General features: G+C 72.5%; 13 protein-coding genes and 1 other RNA gene. 9 read left to right on the top strand and 5 right to left on the bottom strand.

Going from position 1 to position 18,853, the window contains the following annotated elements:
* Nucleotides 1-71 precede the first annotated feature (71 nt).
* The 3 genes from QQA02_RS01820 to QQA02_RS01810 are packed head-to-tail and all read left to right on the top strand — an operon-like array spanning nt 72 to nt 3,162.
* Nucleotides 72-1,229 (top strand): Nif3-like dinuclear metal center hexameric protein, encoded by a 1,158-nt coding sequence (locus tag QQA02_RS01820; RefSeq protein ID WP_284773379.1) that lies wholly within the window; start codon nt 72-74, stop codon nt 1,227-1,229.
* A 59-nt stretch (nt 1,230-1,288) separates the two neighbouring features.
* Nucleotides 1,289-1,999 (top strand): zinc ribbon domain-containing protein, encoded by a 711-nt coding sequence (locus QQA02_RS01815; protein ID WP_284773377.1) that lies wholly within the window; start codon nt 1,289-1,291, stop codon nt 1,997-1,999.
* Nucleotides 1,999-3,162, top strand: coding sequence for a bifunctional RNase H/acid phosphatase (locus QQA02_RS01810; protein ID WP_284773375.1), 1,164 nt, complete (start codon nt 1,999-2,001; stop codon nt 3,160-3,162). Before QQA02_RS01815 ends, QQA02_RS01810 begins: the two co-directional genes overlap by 1 nt.
* Before the next feature lie 103 nt (nt 3,163-3,265).
* Here the strand turns inward: QQA02_RS01810 and rnpB are convergent.
* Nucleotides 3,266-3,692: RNase P RNA component class A (gene rnpB / locus QQA02_RS01805), an RNA gene on the bottom strand.
* Between the two features lie 190 nt (nt 3,693-3,882).
* Between rnpB and QQA02_RS01800 the strand changes: the two genes are divergently transcribed.
* Both QQA02_RS01800 and QQA02_RS01795 read left to right on the top strand, forming a co-directional pair.
* Nucleotides 3,883-6,366: an MMPL family transporter gene (locus tag QQA02_RS01800; protein ID WP_284863109.1), complete on the top strand. Its 2,484-nt coding sequence runs from the start codon at nt 3,883-3,885 to the stop codon at nt 6,364-6,366.
* Between the two features lie 71 nt (nt 6,367-6,437).
* On the top strand, nt 6,438-7,031 hold the full coding sequence (locus QQA02_RS01795) for a TetR/AcrR family transcriptional regulator (protein WP_284773372.1): 594 nt from the start codon (nt 6,438-6,440) through the stop codon (nt 7,029-7,031).
* A 119-nt stretch (nt 7,032-7,150) separates the two neighbouring features.
* Here QQA02_RS01795 and QQA02_RS01790 read toward each other — a convergent pair whose 3' ends face one another.
* Nucleotides 7,151-8,503 (bottom strand): galactokinase, encoded by a 1,353-nt coding sequence (locus QQA02_RS01790; protein ID WP_284775946.1) that lies wholly within the window; start codon nt 8,501-8,503, stop codon nt 7,151-7,153.
* Between the two features lie 128 nt (nt 8,504-8,631).
* On the opposite strand from QQA02_RS01790, the gene QQA02_RS01785 reads away from it, so the two are divergent.
* Entirely contained in the window at nt 8,632-8,826 is a 195-nt protein-coding gene (locus QQA02_RS01785; protein WP_284775947.1) for a hypothetical protein, read from the top strand.
* Nucleotides 8,827-8,924: 98 nt separating this feature from the next.
* Here QQA02_RS01785 and QQA02_RS01780 read toward each other — a convergent pair whose 3' ends face one another.
* Together QQA02_RS01780 and QQA02_RS01775 are read right to left on the bottom strand one after the other, a co-directional pair.
* Nucleotides 8,925-10,532 carry a CHAD domain-containing protein gene (locus QQA02_RS01780; RefSeq protein ID WP_284863108.1) on the bottom strand — a complete coding sequence of 536 codons (1,608 nt, stop codon included), beginning with the start codon at nt 10,530-10,532 and terminating at the stop codon, nt 8,925-8,927.
* A gap of 122 nt (nt 10,533-10,654) precedes the next feature.
* Complete coding sequence (locus QQA02_RS01775; protein WP_284863107.1) at nt 10,655-11,914, bottom strand: DUF2786 domain-containing protein; 1,260 nt, start codon at nt 11,912-11,914, stop codon at nt 10,655-10,657.
* A gap of 171 nt (nt 11,915-12,085) precedes the next feature.
* On the opposite strand from QQA02_RS01775, the gene QQA02_RS01770 reads away from it, so the two are divergent.
* From QQA02_RS01770 to QQA02_RS01760, 3 genes are all read left to right on the top strand, one after another.
* The gene (locus tag QQA02_RS01770) at nt 12,086-13,426 is read left to right on the top strand and encodes a glutamine synthetase family protein (RefSeq protein ID WP_284863105.1); all 1,341 of its coding nucleotides are present in this window, start codon (nt 12,086-12,088) and stop codon (nt 13,424-13,426) included.
* Between the two features lie 17 nt (nt 13,427-13,443).
* The gene (locus QQA02_RS01765; protein WP_284863104.1) at nt 13,444-16,593 is read left to right on the top strand and encodes a bifunctional [glutamine synthetase] adenylyltransferase/[glutamine synthetase]-adenylyl-L-tyrosine phosphorylase; all 3,150 of its coding nucleotides are present in this window, start codon (nt 13,444-13,446) and stop codon (nt 16,591-16,593) included.
* 122 nt (nt 16,594-16,715) lie between these two features.
* On the top strand, nt 16,716-17,033 hold the full coding sequence (locus QQA02_RS01760; RefSeq protein WP_284863103.1) for a Cgl2226 family protein: 318 nt from the start codon (nt 16,716-16,718) through the stop codon (nt 17,031-17,033).
* Nucleotides 17,034-17,172: 139 nt separating this feature from the next.
* On the opposite strand, the gene QQA02_RS01755 is transcribed toward QQA02_RS01760, so the two are convergent.
* Nucleotides 17,173-18,522 (bottom strand): MFS transporter, encoded by a 1,350-nt coding sequence (locus QQA02_RS01755; RefSeq protein ID WP_350309446.1) that lies wholly within the window; start codon nt 18,520-18,522, stop codon nt 17,173-17,175.
* Nucleotides 18,523-18,853 lie beyond the last annotated feature (331 nt).

Raw genomic sequence — 18,853 nt, 5'->3', positions numbered from 1 at the left:
GGCCACGGAATCCGGAGGGCCGCCCCGTGAGACCGGGGCGGCCGAGGACACAGACAGGGAGGACGCAGACCATGGCGACCACGGCAACCGTCGAGACGATCCGCTCGGTCCTCGACACGGCCTACCCGCCCCGGCTCGCCGAGAGCTGGGACCGGGTCGGCCTGATCTGCGGCGACCCCGAGGCGAAGGTGGACAAGGTCGCCTTCGCCCTCGAGTGCACCCAGCAGGTCGCCGAGCGCGCGGTGGAAATCGGCGCGGACATGCTGGTGGTCCACCACCCGCTGCTGCTGCGCGGGACGAGCACCGTCGCAGCCGACACCCCGAAGGGCAAGGTGCTGCACACCCTGATCCGCGGCGGGGTCGCGCTGTTTGCGGCCCACACCAACGCCGACGCCGCCCGCCCCGGCGTCAACGACCGCCTCGCCGAGCTGCTCGGGGTCCACCCGGGCGCGCCGATCGTCGCGGCCGAGGACGCCGGCGGCGCCGCGCTGCTGGACCACTGGGGCGTGCACGTGCCGCCGGCCGACCTGAAGAAGGTCACCGACGCGCTCTTCGCCGCCGGCGCCGGCGAGATCGGAGACTACTCCCACTGCGCCTTCGCTTACGAGGGCACCGGACAGTTCCGCCCGGACGAGGGCGCCGACCCCACCGAGGGCGAAGTCGGCGAGCTCTACTCCGCCACCGAGACCCGCGTGGTCTTCACCGCCCCGCGGGCGCGCCGGCGCCAGCTGATCACCGCGCTGCGCGCCGCGCACCCCTACGAGGAGCCGGCCTTCGACATCGTGGAGATGGCCCCCACCGGCGACCCGGAGACCCTGCCCGGCCTGGGGCGCGTCGGCGAGCTCGACCGGCCGATGCCGCTGAAGGAGTTCGTCCAGCGCGTGGCCGACCGCCTGCCCGAGACCGTCGGGGGCGTGCGCGCCGCCGGCGACCCCGAGCGGATCGTGCGCCGGGTGGCCGTCTCTTCCGGCGCCGGCGACAGCTTCCTCGACGCCGTGCGCGGGCTCGACGTGGACGTCTACGTCACCTCCGACCTGCGCCACCACCCCGTCGACGAGTACCTGCGCGCCGCGGGACCGGCCGTGGTGGACACCGCCCACTGGGCCAGCGAGTTCCCCTGGACGGGCCAGGCCGCGGAGCTGATCGCCGGGCGCACCGGGGTGGACACCGAGATCATCGGTCTGCGCACCGACCCCTGGACCCTGTCGGCGCACCCGGCCGGCAAGTGACCGGAGTAATCCCGAGTAACCGAGAAACCCACAACCCGCAGAAAAGGACCACACTGACCGTGAAACTCGACCCCGCCGCCCAGCAGCGTCTGCTCCAGCTGGCCGATCTCGAGCGCCGCATCGCCGCCGGCGGCGACGCCCCGCAGCAGACCGAGGAGGACAAGGAGCTGGCCAAGCTCACCGAGCGCCGCAAGCGCGCCCAGCGCTCCGTCGCCTCGGCCAAGCTGGCCGTCACCGACATGGAGGCGGAGATCCTGCGCATCCAGGAGGACGAGCGTCGCCTGCGCGCCCGGGAGCGTGACGACAAGCGTCAGCTGACCGCCGAGACCGACAAGGAGAAGCGCCGCGACCTCGAGCACGACCGGTACGCGGCCAAGTCGCGCATCGCGGACCTGATGAGCGAGCTCATGGAGTGCCACAACGAGGTCCACGCCCTGCGCGGCAACTACGACCGCCAGGTCCAGGACCTCGAAGAACTGGACAAGAAGGTCGCCGAGGCCGAGGTCGCCGCCGGTGCGGCGCCTGTCCCGGAGGACCCCGCGGCCCGCGTCGACGAGCTGCGCGCGGACCTCGACGCCGAGGTGCTGGCCGCCTACGACTCGCGGCGCGCCGAGAACAACGTCGGGGTGGCCCGCTTCAACGGCCGCTCCTGCTCCGGCTGCTACATGGTGCTGCCGGCCGCCGACCGCTCGCGCATCGCCGCGGCCCCGGCCGATGAGCTTCCCGAGTGCCCCAACTGCGGCACCTACCTCGTGCGGGGCGTCGCCTGATGGCGGCGGACCTGCTGCGGGTCCAGGCCGACGGCGGCTCCCGGGGCAACCCCGGGGTGGCCGGCTGCGGCTCGATCGTCTCCGACCCCGCCACCGGCGAGGTGCTGCGCCGCATCGCCTGGGTGGTGGGCACGAAGGCCAGCAACAACGTCGCCGAGTACCAGGGCCTGATCAACGGGCTGACCGCCGCCGCCGAGCTGGGCGCGCGTGCCGTCGAAGTGCGCATGGACTCCAAGCTCGTCGTCGAGCAGATGTCCGGGCGCTGGAAGATCAAGCACCCCGGCATGAAGAAGCTGGCCATGGAGGCGAATCGCATCGCCGCCGGCTTCGACTCGGTCAGCTACACCTGGGTGCCGCGCAAGGAGAACGCCGAGGCCGACGAGCTGGCCAACAAGGCCATGGACGCCGCCAAGGCCGGCCACCCCGTCGGCGAGATCGCCGCCGAGTCCACCGGTGCCGGCTCCACGGGCACCGAGTCCGAGGCGGGGGAGAAGCCCGCCAAGTCCGCGCCCGCCGCGAGCGGGCCCGAGCGGTGGCGCGCGCCGGGCGGGACGACCACCCGGCTGATCCTGCTGCGCCACGGCCAGACCGCCTACTCGGCGGCCGGCTACTACTCCGGGCACGCCAACCCGGCCCTGACCGAGACCGGCCGTGACCAGGCCGCCGCGGCCGCCGCGCTCATCCGCGCCCGCGGCGGCATCGACGCCATCGTCTGCTCGCCGCTGAAGCGGGCACGGGAGACCGCGCAGTTCTGCGCCGACGCCCTCTCGCTCGCGGTGGACGTCGACGAGGGCCTCATCGAGGTCGACTTCGGCGACTTCGAGGGGCTCACCTACACCCAGGCCCACGAGCGCGCGGGCGAGGCCCACACCGACTGGCTGGCCGACCCCACGATCGCCCCGCCCAACGGCGAGTCGCTCGCCGACCTGCACAAGCGCGTCTCGCGCTGGCTCGACGGCGTGCTCGAGAAGTACGCCGGCAAGACCGTGCTCGCGGTCTCGCACGTCAACCCGATCAAGTCCGTGCTGGCCAACGCGCTCGGCGGCGACGCGCACACCTTCGGCAACGTCTTCCTGGACCTCGCAGGCGTCTCCGTGGTCGAGTTCACCGACGGCGCCGGGACGGTGCGCGCCGTCAACGTCACCGGCGGCCTGCCGCGCTGAGTGGCGCGCGGCGTCGGCAATTGACGACGCCGCGCGGCAGCGACGTCCCGCGCACCCGCCCCCCGGGTGCGGCGCGACGTCGGAAATTGAGAAAGAAGTGGGGCGAATGAGCCGGCCGGTAAGCCGGATTCTGTCGTCCCCCACCTTTCGGCGGGGGCCGCGGGAACCATCCATCTGGGTCGACCGTCGCCGGCCGCCTCAAGCAGCTACCTGCGGACTCGGGCGAGCAGCCCTCGAACGTCCGCTCCCGGCCCGCCCGGAGGTGGGACCTCGGTGCCTTGCTCCCGGTGGGGTTTACCTGGCCGGGCCAGTCACCTGACCCGCCGGTGCGCTCTTACCGCACCCTTTCACCCTTACCGCGCCGGCGAACCGGCGCGGCGGTCTGCTCTCTGTTGCACTGTGCCCTCGGGTCGCCCCGGGTTGCCGTTAGCAACCACCGTGCTCTGCGGAGTCCGGACTTTCCTCGACGTGTGCGCCTGACCGGTTGAACCGGCCGGTTCGCTGCGCCGCGGCTCCCGTGGGCCGACTCATTCGCGGTGAACCAGAGTACCCCCGCACCCGGCCGCGGACAGCATCCGGGGTTTCGGGGCGGGGCGGCACAGGTGAGGCGGCCCTTCCCGCGAAGGGTTTGCGCTCATTGTGCAAACCCTCCCATCGGCTGCACGGGGCAGTCGCGCGGGAGGGGGAACCGGGTAACCGACTTTCCCGAGAAGGACACATATGTCGAAATTCCTCTACAAGGTGGGCCGCACGGCCTACCGGATGAAATGGCCGTTTCTGGCCGTGTGGCTGATACTCCTGGTCGCCGTCGGCGGCCTGGCCGGAGCATTCGCCAAGGCACCGTCGACGAACTTCAACATCCCGGGGCTCGAGGCCGTCGAGACCCAGGAGAAGATGCAGGAGTACTTCCCCGAGGCCGGCGACGCGATCGGCGAGCCCAGCGGCTCGGTCGTGGTCAAGGCCGAGGACGGCACGCTCGCCGACCCCGGGAACGCCCAAGCCGTCGACGCGCTGATCGAGGACCTGCGCGGGACCGGTGCGCTCGAGGAGACCGGGGAGCAGCCTCTGGTCAGCCCGGTCATGGCCGCCGCCGGCATGCGCCAGCAGATGACGCAGCAGCTGGCCGCCCAGGGCGTGCCGGAGGACAAGATCGAGAAGGACATCGCAGCGGTCAGCCCGCTGAGCGGGGACAAGACCACCGGCACAATCCAGGTCACCTTCGACGCCGAGACCGCGATGGACATTCCCGAGGGTGACCTCGACGCCGTGACCGGGGTGCTCGATGAGCATGACGGGCAGGACGGCCTCGAGGTCTCCTACAACGGCAACGCCTTCAACGGCGCCGACGAGATCGGCATGACCTCCGAGCTGATCGGCCTGGCCGTCGCCGCCGTGGTCCTCCTGGTCACCTTCGGCTCCATGGTCGCCGCCGGTATGCCGCTGATCACCGCCGTGGTCGGCGTGGCCCTCGGCGTGCTGGGCGTGCGCCTGTGCACCGTCTTCTCCGACGACATCAACCAGATGACTCCGGTGCTGGCCTCCATGATCGGCCTGGCCGTCGGCATCGACTACGCGCTGTTCATCACCTCGCGCTTCCGCAACGAGCTCATCGCGGCGGCCGGCGCCTACGACACCGACCCCAAGGGCGTGGCCGAGCTGCTGCGCGGGCTCAGCCGTGAGCAGCGCGCGCACACGATGGGCGTGGCCACGGGCACCGCCGGCACCTCCGTGGTCTTCGCCGGCACCACCGTGCTCATCGCCCTGGGGGCGCTGTCCATCATCAACATCCCGTTCCTGACGTGGATGGCCCTGTCCGCCGCGGTGACGGTGGCCATCGCCGTGCTCGTCGCCGTGACCTTCCTGCCCGCCCTGCTGGGGCTGCTGGGCACCCGCGCCTTCGCCGGCCGCGTGCCCGGGCCCAAGGTCCCGGACCCCGAGGACGAGAAGCCGACCATGGGCCTGCTGTGGGTGCGCAAGGTCCGCGCCCACCCGTGGCTGGTCCTCGGTGCGGGCGTGATCGTGCTCGGCCTGCTGGCCATCCCGGCGGCCAACATGCGCCTGGCGATGCCCACCGACGGCTCGGCGACGCTGGGCTCGCCGCAGCGCACCGCCTACGAGACGACCGCCGAGGCCTTCGGCGACGGGCGCAACGCCCCGATGATCGCGCTGATCGAGGCTCCCGAGGACGCCGACGCTGCGGAGGCCGCCGCGGGCGCCGACCCGCAGCAGGCCGCGCAGATGGCCGCCCAGAAGAACATGGCCGTCTACGGCCAGGCCGTCGAGGACTTCTCCGCCATCGACGGCGTGGAGAACGCCCAGATCGTCGGCGTCTCCGAGGCCGGCGACGCCGCCCAGGTGCTGATCACCCCGACCGGCGGGGCCACCGACGCGGTGACCTCGCAGACGCTGGTGGACCTGCGCGCCCACGAAACGGACTTCCACGAGGAGACCGGCGCCAGCTACGGCGTCACCGGCGCCACCCCGATCTTCGACGACATGTCCGAGCGTCTGGCCGACGTGCTCCTGCCGTACATCGCCATCGTGCTGGTGCTCGCCTTCCTGGTGCTCATGCTCGTCTTCCGCTCGATCTGGGTGCCGCTGATCGCCGCGCTCGGCTTCGGGCTGTCGGTGGCCGCGACCTTCGGCGTGACCGTGGCCCTCTTCCAGGAGGGCTGGGGCGGCATCGTCGAGGACCCGCAGCCGCTGCTGAGCTTCCTGCCGATCATGCTCATCGGACTGGTCTTCGGCCTGGCCATGGACTACGAGGTCTTCCTGGTCACCCGCATGCGCGAGGGCTACCACCACGGCAAGACCGCCGGTAACGCCACCGCCAACGGATTCAAGCACGGCGCCCGCGTGGTCACGGCGGCCGCGCTGATCATGACCAGCGTCTTCGCGGCCTTCGCCCTGCAGGACATGCCCTTCATCAAGACCATGGGCTTCGCCCTGGCGGCGGCCATCGTCTTCGACGCCTTCGTGGTGCGCATGATGATCATCCCGGCCACGATGTTCCTGCTCGGCGACCAGGCCTGGTGGCTGCCGAAGTGGATCGACCGCATCCTGCCCAACGTCGACATCGAGGGCGAGGGACTCAAGGACCTCGAGGCCCCGGCCGCGGCGTCCGAGGGCGCCGAGGAGTCCGGCGGGGCCGGCGGGGTCGGCGGCGGCAGCACCGCGGTCTCCGCGGGTGCCGGGTCGCACTGATGTAGTTCCGGGCAGCGTAGAATCGAGGGCCACGAAAAGGCCCGGTGGCGGACCGGAGGAGGAGAACCGGCATGGCCGGACTGTGGGACACCAAGAAGGCCGCGACGCGCGCCGCGATCATCGACTCGGCCGCGCGCATCCTGTTCGAGCGCGGCACCGAGGCACTGACCGTCGCGGCGATCGCTGAGGAAGCGGGCGTCTCACCGCGCACCTTCCACAACTACTTCTCCTCCCGGGAGGACGCGCTGCTCGAGTACGTCGTCGGCCAGGTCACCCTGCTCATCGACGAGCTGCGCGCCGCGCCCAAGGACCAGCCGCTGCTGGCGGCCCTGGAGGAAGCGACCGTGTGCGGCCTGACCGCCCGCGAGGGCGCGCCCGGGCCGCTGTCCGTGATCGTGCGCGTCAGCGACGTGCTCAACTTCGCCCTGCCGGCGGACGCGCGCGTGCGCGTGCGCGAGGAGTTCGAGCAGCCGCTGCTGGCACTCGTCGCCGAGCGCGACCCGGACCTGCCGGAGCTCGAGGCCCGCGTGTTCATCGGGGCCGCCGGTGCCGCCGCCGGCGCGGCCGCCCACACCTACACCGAGCTGGTCGACGCCGGAAAGCCCGCGGACCCGGAGGTGCTGGTGCGCCGCGCCTTCGCCGCGCTGGGCTCGGTCTCGGTGTAGGAGGGCCCGGTCCGGAAACGTCGGCGCCCGGTGCTGCTCCACGTGGAGCAGCACCGGGCGCTTTCGTCTGTGTGGGGGCGGCTGGGCCTGTGGGCGGGCCGGTCGGCTGGTGCGGCTGCCTACTTTCCGGCGGCCTGCTCTCCGGCGGCCTCGCCCTCGAGCGCGGCCGGCGAGCCCGAGCCCAGCTCGACGACGAGCGGGGAGCCCGCGGCGGCCTCAGTCAGCTTCGCAGTGAAGTCCTTGACGCTCAGCGCCGCGTCGCCCTCGGCGGGCAGCACCGCCAGGGCGGCCTCGTCCGTGGCCAGGCAGCAGGCGCGCGCCACCCGTGCCCCGGCCGAGCGGGCGGCCGCCGAGACCTTCCCCGGATCCGGGGCGGCCGAGTAGCGCGAGGCCTGGTCCAGGTCGGACTCGGCGAGCAGCTCCAGGGCGTCGTCGACGTGGCGGGAGCGCAGCGCCGCGCCCAGGCGCAGCGCGCGGGCGGTCTCGCGCTCCCAGAAGCCCAGCCACTCGCGGACCTCGTCGGTCTCCGGCGTGCCCTCGGCGCCGTGCACCTCGTGGACGGCGTCGAGCCAGTCGGCGGTGCGCGCGTTCGCGTCCGGCAGCCTGCGCAGCGAGTCGGTGCCGAAGGCGTGCGTGGCGTGGTCGAGGAAGCGGCGACGTGCGCGCACCACGGGCACGCCCTTGTCGCGGCGGACGGGCGCGCCGGCGTGGTCGGCGACGACGACCGCGGTCAGCCCGCGGCCGAAGGGGGAGACCACCGGAGCGGCCGAGCCGTCCGAGTAGTCGATGACCGTCAGCGAGTCGGCGCGCCCGCGCAGCGCGACGGTGTGCCGGGCCCGCATGGCCGGCACCTCGGAGAACATCGCCACCCCCTGGGTGCAGGCCTCGGCCAGTTTCGCGCGGCCGGGCACGTCGTCGACGGCCTGCGCGTCGAGCGAGTGCAGCGCCAGGGCGAGCGCGACGTCGGCCGCCGAGAGCGCGCCGAGCCCGGCGTCGGCCGGGATGTCGGTGCAGACGGTGACGTCCAGCCCGGAGGTCTCGCGGGGGATCTGCTGGCGGTGCAGCAGGGTCCAGGCCACCCCGCCGAAGCGCACCGCGAGCCCGCCTGAGGGTGCCGGCGGCTCGATCTCGCGGCCCTCCTCGTCGATCTCCGGCTCCTGCTCGGCGGCGAGCTTCTCCAGGGTCTCGAAGTCGGTGGCGTCGGTGAACGTGCCCTCCGGGCCGGTGTACTCCACTGTGACCGTGCCGTCGCCGCGCGGGCTGACGGCCAGACCGGCGCGCAGGGCGGCGGTGGCGACGACGACCGCGCCGCCGTAGTAGTCGGCCGCCTCGCCGAGCACCGGGAAAGTGCCCGGCGCCGAGGCGGTCGCCCGCGGGGCGGCGCCGGTGCGCGCGGCGTGACGGCGGGCGGCCTCGGCGGCGAGCTCGGCGCCGCGCGGGTCGGTGCTGGTGAAGTCAGGTTCGTGGGACATCTACGGGGGAAGCCTCCGGGAACGGCGGTGGGGCTCGGGCCGCACATGAGGCGGCGCCGAACCGGGACGGGTCCACTCTAACCGCGGGTAGGCTGGCGGCGGATCAACCCCGACGGAAAGGATCAGCCATGGCCGCCCAGGACGACAAGTTCTACTTCGACCCCTCGACCGGCGAGGTCACCCAGGGCAAGACCGGTTCCTGGGAGAACCGGATGGGCCCCTACGACACCGAGGCCGAGGCCCGCGAGGCCCTCAAGACCGCCGCCGAGCGCAACGAGGAGTTCGACGAGCAGGACAAGGCCTGGGAGGGCGAGGAGAACTGACGTAAGAAACGCCGGCGCACACCACGGGGAAAGTGGGCGCGCCGGCGTGGGGGACAGCCGGCTGAGCGTCAGCCGGCTGCGCGCCGCTTGACCGAACGTCAGCCGGCGATCGACTTCTTGAAGCGGCGGTAGGCCTTGCGGGTCTTGTCGCGGCGGGCGTCGGCCTGCTCAGCGACCTCGCCGAATCGCTGCATCTCCGCCTGGTAGAGCACCCCGTAGCCGAAGGTGTCCACGCCCCGGCGGGCCGCCTGGCGGGCGCGGCGGTGGATGACCGCGGCGGTGTCGTCGGCGACGGCCGCCTGGCCGAGCACGGCGACCAGCTTGCCCGCCTGCTCCTCGAGCCGGCTGCCGCGGTAGGGGGTCAGGCGGCGGGCCAGCGTGGCCGCGGTCTGCAGCGTCTGGGTGGCCACGAGCATCTCGCCGAAGAGCTGCGCGAGCTCACGGTGGGTGCCCGCCGGGTCATCGATGGTGTCCAGGGCGTCCCGGCGCAGGTTGCGGAACTCGATGTAGGCGCGCTTGATCTCGCGCACGATGATCGCCGTGGCCTTGATCCGCTCGGCACGCTCGGGGGCCGGCGGGGCGGCGAGCACCTCGTCCAGGTCGTCGAGCACGGCCAGGTAATCCTCCGACTCCAGGGCCGCGACGACGCGACCGCGCGAGCGGGTCAGCCGCGAGCGCGTCGCCTGGGTCAGCCGGCCCGGGGCGTCGTCGCCGACCAGCCCGGTCTGGTCCTCGTCGAGGAGTAGGCGCATGCGCTTGTCCACCTCGTGGGCGCGGTCGGCGTCCTCGAGCACCCGGGCCAGCGCGGCCAGGCGCGCGGCGTCGTGCAGCAGGTGGTCCAGGCGCTCGTCGCCGGCCTCGGAGTTGACGAAGAGATCGGCGAACAGGCTGATCAGGCTGCGGATCTCGCGGGTGGCGGTGAGCATGTCCCGCATCGCCGAGGCCCGGCCGGTGCGCGCGCCGGGGTCTGCGGCCAGCAGGCGGCCGCGCGCCTCGACCAGCGCGGTGAGGATGCCGGCGAAGGGGTCGTCGTCGGCGTTCGGGCTCTCGAACTCGGTCGGCCGCGGCGGAACCGGCGCGGTCTGCATGGTCGAGCCGAGGGCGCGCACCAGCTTCGACGGGGAGTCGGAGATCCGCGCGCCCACGCTGGCGAAGACCTCGGTGCCGGACTCGAGCACGCCGCGGCCCACGGCGGTGCCCGCCGTCTCCGGGGTCAGCTCGAGCTCCCACTCGCGCCAGGAGGTCGTCTCCCCGCCCTCGAGGAGCGCCTCGGCGTCGACGCGGTCGTCGCAGAAGTGGGCGACCGGGTGTCCGTCGGGGCCGAGCAGCACGGACTCGCGGCGGTGGTTGTCCACCTCGGCGACCGGCACCAGCGGCTGGGTGCGCACGATCGCGCGCACCCGCTGGACCAGCGACTCCGGCACGGTCTCGCCGTCGGGCGACTCGTCGAGCGCCGCACCGATCTCCATGCGGCCCTCGCGGCCGGGCAGCTTGAGGTGCCAGCCGTCGTCGTGGCCGCCGGTGCGCCGGCGCAGGGTGATCTTCTCACGGGCCAGGCGCAGGTCCGGGGTGTCGAAGTAGAGCGCCTTGAGGAAGTGCTCGTCGGTGCTGCCGACCAGGTCGATCTCCGCGATGCGGGTCAGGTCCGGCACCTCGGTCGTGGCCGGGGCCGCATAGGTCTGTTCGATCTCCAGGAAGGTGCTCACCTCAGCACCCACCGCCTTTCCCGTCTCATGCGTGCGTCTGAATCTGACTTCTCCGCCTCTGATGTTAGCGGCCCCGCGACCCCTCGGCCCCGCCGCCGGGGAGGCGCCCGCCCCGTCCGTGCTCAGGCCGCCCGCGGCGAACCGGACGAGCCGTCGGAGACACCGCCCGGCAGAGCGTGCGGCCCGTGCACCCCGGCGGAGTCGCCGCCGAGCCGGCTGCGCTCGGCGGCCCGCCACCCGTCGAGGTAGCCGGCTGAGTCGCGCGCGGACAGCGACATCGTCGAGGTCTGCGGGAAGGCCTCGGAGCAGGCCTCCTCGGCGCGCCGGGCCCGGTCGGCGAGCACCGGCAGCGCCGCGGCGGTGTCGCGCCTGTCGACGGTGGCCTCCACGGTCACCTGTTCCTCTGCCTCTGCCAGAAGCTCGCCGATGTGGCGGGCGTACGAGACCTGGAAGGAACGCCGGTAGGCGGAGGTGGCCTTCCGGGCCGCGGCCGCCCGCGCGCCCGGGCCGGTGGTCATGAAGTGGGCGCGCTGCCGGTTGAGGCTGGCGAAGAGGTCGACGACGTGGTCGAGGTCGTCCGGGGCGCCGAAGACGGCGACGATGCCGCAGCGGTGCACCAGCACGCACCGGCAGGAGCCGGCGGCGGCGACGTTGACCAGCAGCAGGAACTGGTGGCGCACCCAGGGCGAGTCCAGGTAGACCCGCGCCTCGGCGACCTCGGCGACCTCGGCGCCGGCCCGACCCGAGCCGGAACCTCCGGCCCCGCCGACGCCGGCCGCGTCGATCGAGTCGATCAGATGGCGCCGGCGCAGCCGGTGGGCCGCCGCCGTCAGCGACTCGGCCTCGGCCGGGTAGTTCGTCGAGGTCGCCTTGTCCAGCAGGGCGCGCACCCGCCGGGCGATCTTCTCGGCCGCCGGGGAGAGCCGCCCGCCCGAGGGCGCGGTCGGGGTCGCGCCCAGGTGGACCTGGGTGCGCGTGAGCGCCAGGCGCAGGTCCTCGAGCACGGGCACGCTCAGCCGCGACTCGATGGGCGGCTCGACCTCGCGCAGCCACAGCTCGCGCATCGGCCAGGGCACCTCGACGCCGAGGTCGCCCGCGGCGACGAAGCAGAAGTACTCGACCTGCGGCCCGCACAGGTGGCGCAGGTCGCCGGGGCGCCAGCCGCGCGACGCCGCGTCGCGCACCGCGTCCAGACAGTCCTCCCACAGCCGCCGGCGGTAGCGGTCCGCCTCGTCAAAGAGCCCGGAACCGTCCAGGGGCTCGAAGGGGTCGAAGGGGGAGGACCCGAAAGAGTCAGAGAAAGAGTCGGAGAAGGAGTCGAAGAAACCGGTGGGGTCGAAGTCGTCGGTGTGAGCGGTGTGGTCCGTGTTGTCCGTGTGCATTTCTGCCTCGCTTAGGTGTTCGGTGGAATGTGCGAACAATCCACAGTGAACTGCACGGGCGTGACAAGCCACCCCCATGTGTTCGAACGGCGACTGGAACGCATCGTGCACGCAGGCGCGACGTCGTCAAGCGGCCACCCCCGCCCACCAGGGGCCAGTAGGGTGGGGGACATGGACAGCCAACAGGAATTCGTGCTGCGCAAGGTCGAGGAACGCGACGTCCGGTTCATCCGGTTGTGGTTCACCGACATCCAGGGCTACCTGAAGTCGGTGATGATGTCGCCGTCCGAGCTCGAGGGCGCCTTCGAGGAGGGCGTGGGCTTCGACGGCTCCTCGGTCGAGGGCTTCGCGCGCCTCTCCGAGGCCGACACGATCCTGCGCCCCGACCCCTCGACCTTCCAGCTGATGCCGTTCGACCGGGACCAGCCGGAGATCCGGGCGGCGCGGATGTTCTGCGACATCTCCATGCCGGACGGCCAGCCCTCGCTCTCCGACCCGCGCCAGGTGCTGCGCCGTCAGGTGCAGTCCGCCGCGGCCGACGGCTTCGACTGCATGATCTCCCCGGAGATCGAGTTCTTCCTGCTCAAGCTGCCTGAGGGGCGGATCGACCAGGCGCTGCCCACCGACAACGGCGGCTACTTCGACCAGGCCAGCCAGAACGAGGTGCCCAAGTTCCGCCGCGAGGCGATGGTCGCGCTCGAGTCGATGGGCATCGCCACCGAGTTCTCCCACCACGAGACCGCGCCCGGCCAGCAGGAGATCGACCTGCGGCACGCGGACGCGCTGACCATGGCGGACAACATCATGACCTTCCGCTACGTGGTCAAGCAGGTCGCCACCGCCAACGGCGTGCGCGCCAGCTTCATGCCCAAGCCCTTCAAGGAGTTCGCGGGCTCGGCGATGCACTCGCACATGTCGCTCTTCGAGGGCGAGACCAACGCCTTCCACGACCCGGACGACCACTTCTCCCTGTCCGTGACGGCCAAGCAGTTCATCGCCGGCATCCTGCGCCACACCCCGGAGATCTCCGCGGTGACCAACCAGTGGGTCAACTCCTACAAACGCATCATGTTCGGCAACGAGGCGCCCACGGCCGCGACCTGGGGTGTCTCCAACCGCTCCGCGCTGGTGCGCGTGCCCACCTACCGGCTGACCAAGGAGGAGTCGCGCCGGGTCGAGGTGCGCAGCATCGACGCCGGCTGCAACCCCTACCTGACCTACGCGGTGCTGCTCGGCGCCGGCCTGAAGGGCATCCGCGAGGAGTACGAGCTCGAGGACCCGGCCGAGGACAACATCTCGCTGCTCTCCCGCCGCGAGCGCCGCGCGATGGGCTACGTCGACCTGCCGCGCTCCCTGGATCACGCGCTGAAGAAGTTCGAGTCCAGCGAGCTGATGGCAGAGATCCTCGGCGAGCACGTCTACGAGTACTTCCTGCGCGCTAAGTGGGACGAGTGGCACCGCTACCAGGAGCAGATCACCTCCTGGGAGCTGGCCCGCCTGCTGGACTACTGAGGGAGGCACGCGAGCAGATGGCGACCGAACGCGCCCGCACCCCGCGCGCCGCCGTGCTCGGGCTGACCGGCCCGCACGCGGCCGAGGACCTCGTCGACCTCGGCTGGGACGACGGCGCCCACAACGACCTGCTCTGGGCGATGGCCGGCTGCGGCGACCCCGACCTCGCGCTCAACACCACCGTGCGCCTCGTCGCCGCGATTGCCGACGCCGCGGGTGACGCCGATGCGGCCCCGCCCGCGGGCGTGGACAAGGCTGGCGCCGCCGGCGCCGGCGCCGGCGCCGGCGAGCTGACGGCGGAGCTCACCGCTGACGAGGCCCTGCGCGTGCGCTACTTCGCGCTGGTCGGAGGCTCGGCGGCCCTCGGCGACCACCTCGTGGCCCACGCCGCGCGTTGGCGCGAGCTGCTCGGCGAGCTGCCCGACCGCGCCGAGATGCTGCGCTCCGTGCTCACCGCCGTCGAGGCGCGCCCGGCCGAGTTCGCCGAGCCGGCCGCCGACGGCCGTGAGGACCCGGCCGCGGAGAACCTGGAGACCGCCGGCACCTACCGCGCCGGGCTGACCGGCCCGGAGGCCGGCCGCGCGCTCAAGGTCGCCTACCGCGACCTGCTCACCCGGGTGGCCGCCCACGACCTGGCCGGCACCTACCCGACCACCAAGCGCCACCCCGGCGGGCCCACCCTGCCCTTCGCTACCGTGACCGGCCTGCTCAGCGACCTCGCCGACGCTGCGCTGACAGCGGCGCTGGCCGTGGCGGTGGCCAGCGTCTACAAGGACGCCCCGCTCGACGGGCGCCTGGCGGTGATCGCCATGGGCAAGTGCGGCGCGCGCGAGCTGAACTACATCTCCGACGTCGACGTCGTCTTCGTCGTCGACGAGGTCTCCCCGAAGCTGACCCGCCTGGCCGGCGAGTTCGCCCGCATCGGCTCGAAGTGCTTCTTCGACGTCGACGCCAACCTGCGTCCCGAGGGCCGCTCCGGCGCGCTCGTGCGCACGCTCGACTCGCACGTGACCTACTACAAGCGCTGGGCGGAGACCTGGGAGTTCCAGGCGCTGCTGAAGAACCGCCCGCAGACCGGCTACCTGCCGCTCGGCGAGGACTACCACGAGCAGCTCGCCCCGATGATCTGGGCGGCCAGCCGGCGCGACGACTTCGTCGACGACGTCCAGGCCATGCGCTCCCGGGTGCTCGAGTCCGTGCCCGCGGACCTGAAGGACCGCGAGCTCAAGCTCGGCCGCGGGGGCCTGCGCGACGTCGAGTTCGCCATCCAGCTGCTGCAGATGGTCCACGGCCGCTCCGACGAGTCGCTGCGCACCACCGCCACCGTCGCCGCGCTCGGCGAGCTGGTCCGCGGCGGCTACGTCGGCCGCGAGGACGGCCACGACCTGCGCGACGCCTACGTCTTCATCCGCACCCTCGAGCACCGCCTGCAGCTGCACCGCCTGCGGCGCACCCACACCCTGCCGGAGCCCGGCGACCAGGACGCCTGGATCTGGCTGGCGCGCACCGCCGGCTTCGCCCCGGACGCCGACGGCGACTCCGCCGACCACCTCTCCCACGAGCTGCGCCGCGTGCGCCGGCTAGTCTCCGAGCTGCACTCGCGCCTGTTCTACCGCCCGCTGCTCAAGAGCGTGGTCACGCTGACCGTCGACGCGCTCAAGCTCTCCCCGGACGCGGCGAAGCTGCAGCTGGGCGCGCTGGGCTACAAGTTCCCGGGGCGTGCCTTCGAGCACCTGCAGGCCCTGGCGGCCGGCTCCACGCGCAAGGCGAAGATCCAGGCGCTGCTGCTGCCGACCCTGATGGACTGGCTGGGTGACACGGCCGACCCGGACTCCGGCCTGCTCAACTACCGCAAGCTCTCCGAGGCCGCCTACACCCGCCGCTGGTTTTTGCGCCTGCTGCGCGACGAGGGCGTGGTCGGCCAGCGCCTCATGCACATCCTGGGCACCTCCCAGTTCACCGCGGACCTGATCGTCGCCAACCCGGACATCGTGCGCATGCTCGGCGACGGCGCCTCCGGCCCGAAGCTGACCGACACCTCGAGCGAGACCGTCGCCCGCTCCCTGGTGGCCGCCTCCAAGCGGCACGCCGACCCGGACCGGGCCATCGGGGTGGCCCGCTCGCTGCGGCGCACCGAACTGGCCCGCATCGCCGCGGCCGACCTGCTCGGCTTCCTCGACGTGCCCGAGGTCTGCCGGGCGCTCTCCGCGATCTGGGAGGCGGTGCTCGACGCCGCCATCCGCGCCGAGGTGCGCGCCCGCCTGGCCGCCGACGGCGCCGAGGAGCCGCCGGCGCGCATCGCCGTGATCAGCATGGGCCGCCTCGGCGGCGCGGAGCTGGGCTACGGCTCCGACGCCGACGTCCTCTTCGTCGCCGAGCCCGCCGAAGGCGTCGACGACGCCGAGGCGGTCAAGTGGGCCGTGGAGGTCTGCGACTCGATGCGCGCCCGGCTGGCCAAGCCTTCCCAGGACCCGCCGCTGGACGTCGACCTGGGCCTGCGCCCGGAGGGCCGCAGCGGCCCCACGGTGCGCACGGTGGAGAGCTACCGGCGCTACTACACGCAGTGGGGCGAGGTCTGGGAGACCGTCGCGCTCCTGCGCGCGGCCCCGGTGGCCGGCGACCCCGAGGCCGCCCGCGCCTTCCTCGAGGTCATCGATCCGGTGCGCTACCCCGAGGGTGGGGCCTCGCAGGCCACGCTGCGCGAGGTGCGCCGGATGAAGGCGCGCATCGACGACGAGCGCCTGCCCCGCGGCGCGGACCGCAGCACCCACACCAAGCTGGGCCGCGGCGGGCTGACCGACGTGGAGTGGACCGTCCAGCTGCTCATCCTCGAGCACGCCCACGAGTGCCCGCGGCTGCACAACACCTCCACCCTCGAGTGCCTCGAGGTGCTCAAGGAGGAGGACATCCTCGACGCCGCCGACGCCGACTGCCTGCGCGACGCCTGGATCGCGGCGACGCACGCCCGCAACGCCCTGGTGCTCGCCCGCGGCAAGCGCATCGACCAACTGCCCCAGCCGGGCCCGCAGCTGGTGGCCGTCGCCGCGGCCGCCGGCTGGGCGCCCAACGAGTACCAGCAGTTCCTCGAAAACTACCTGCGGCGCACCCGCCGGGCGCGCAAGGTGGTCGACCGCGTCTTCTGGGGTGAGGACACCCTGGAGCCGTAGCTCGGGCGTGCCGGGCCCGCGGCGGTCAGCCTCCGGGGCGGGATGGGGGAGGACCCTGATCTTTCCCCGGTCGCCCGCTCTCCGGCTGCCGGGGAGCCCCGCGCACGGATACGCTCGGGGCCATGAGCCTCTCCTTGACCGTGGACCTGAACACCGCGACCCTCGCCGACCTCGAGGCGCTTGTCGCCGCCGCCCGCACCGCCGGGGTCTCCGCCGGCGCCTCGGTGACCCTCGACGGTGACTGCCAGACGCTGACCGTCGTCGCCGACAACCCCGCCTCCGACACCGACCCCGCGCGCCACGCGCAGCGCCCGGGCGACGGGGAGCACGCCCGCGAGTTCCCGACGCTGACCGCCGACAACATCGGCGGCGTCGGCGAGGCCGCCGTGCGCAGCGTCATCGACATCCTCACCGGCCGCCAGGAGCCCCCGCGCCGCTGAATCACAGCAGCGCCGGGCAGCTGGACCGCAGGCCGCCCGCGCCGTGGCCGCACAGAAAAACCGGGCCGGCTGAGAAAGCCGGCCCGGTGCACCCCGCCGGGGCGGCGGGGCGAGGAAACCCGTTGAAGTAATTTACCGCCTAGTCGTCGGACTGCTCGATGAAGCGGACCTCGCGGCCGGTGCCGCCGGCCGGGGCCGCCGTGGTGCGCCGGGAGACGGCGAAGCGTGCGCCGAGCATGCCGATCACGCCGATGACCATGATGACCAGGAGCGCGATCCAACCGACCTGGAAGTCGGCCCAGGCGTAGTTCTGGTGGCCGGCCGCGGAGTGGTCGAGCAGGAAGCCCATCGCCTCGGCGGCGACCATCGTGGCGACGAAGCCGCCCATGTTGCCCAGGCCGGTGCCGGTGGCGACGGCCTCACGCGGCATGCGCTCGCGGACGTAGTCGAAGCCGAAGTTGGACACCGGGGTCGTCGCGCCGAGCATGACGTTCATCAGGATCGCCGCGGTGAACCCGCGCGGGGCGTCCGAGGAGAACAGGTAGATCCAGAAGGCGAAGCTGACCGCCACCGCGATGAACACGGCGCTGTCGCGGCGCGCGCCCAGGCGGGCGGAGACCATGCCGTGGAACGGGCCGGCCAGGATGATCACGACGGTGTTGACGGTCAGGGCGGTGCCGGCCTGGGCGCCGGAGAGTCCCATGCCCAGGGTCATCAGCGGCACGCCCCACAGCAGGGTGAAGGTGGCCTGCGGGACCATCGAGGTGAAGTGGATGAAGAAGGCCTGCCAACACACCGAGCTGGTGATCACGGCCTTGATCCGGGTCCGCAGCGAGGGGCCGTGGGCCTTGGCCCCGTGGGCGTCCTTCGGCCCGTGGGCGTCCTCGACCGGATCGGGGCTGTCCGAGACGGCGACGGCGGCGGCCAGGCCGACCAGGACGGTGACCGAGCCCAGGGAGACGAAGGAGACGACCCAGCCGTCGCCGACCAGCAGCGCGAGGAAGGGCACGGCGGAGACGAACTGGCCCAGCTGGCCGAGGCCGGCGGACAGCTGCGCGAAGACCGGCGCGTGGCGCATGGGGAACCAGTAGGGCAGCAGGCGCATGACCGAGAGGAACGCCGTGGCGTCGCCGCCGCCGATGAGCACGCGGGCGATGATGGCCACCCAGTAGTTGGCCGTCACACCCAGCAGGACCTGGCCCAGGCCCATGATCAGCGCGCCGGCGATGAGCAGGCGGCGCGGCCCGAACCGGTCGATCAACAGTCCGGTCGGGATCTGTGCGGCCGCGTAGACGCCGACCTGCACGGCGGTGAACACGGCGATGCGCGAGGCGTCGACCTCGAAGCGGTCGATGGCCTCCACGCCGGCCACCCCGAAGGAGGTGCGGCTGGCGATGGCGGCGATGTAGACCGAGACCGCCGCACCCCAGACGATGAGGGCGCGGGCGGTGATCTTCTCTCTGGGGTGTGGACGGGTCCGGTTTTTCACGGTGGTTTGTTGATCGGTCACGGTTCAATCACACTAGACCTTGACATCAGACGACAGACGCTTGGGGTGGCGGAAACACCAATTACCGTGCTCGGTGGGTATAGGTGTACTGAATATATCCCGCAGGTCATGAGTTCGCCGGGGATGGCCTGACTCAAATGCGGCACCGGCGGAGGTTGCGCCCGGAAGTCTCGTGGACGGATGAAAGGTCTGGCAGTTTGTGACGCACATAACTGCAAGGAATCTAATGTGTGGTTGCTGAGCGATGGTGCCGTCACGTCTGCGCCGGCTTTCCAGAGCGGTGGGTCAACATCCACGGCGGCCGTGGGTT

The organism is Corynebacterium sp. MSK006 (assembly GCF_030232385.1).
GTDB lineage: Bacteria > Actinomycetota > Actinomycetes > Mycobacteriales > Mycobacteriaceae > Corynebacterium > Corynebacterium frankenforstense_A.
Note: the sequence above shows the minus strand (reverse complement) of the source record. Positions and strands in the feature narration are given on the sequence as shown.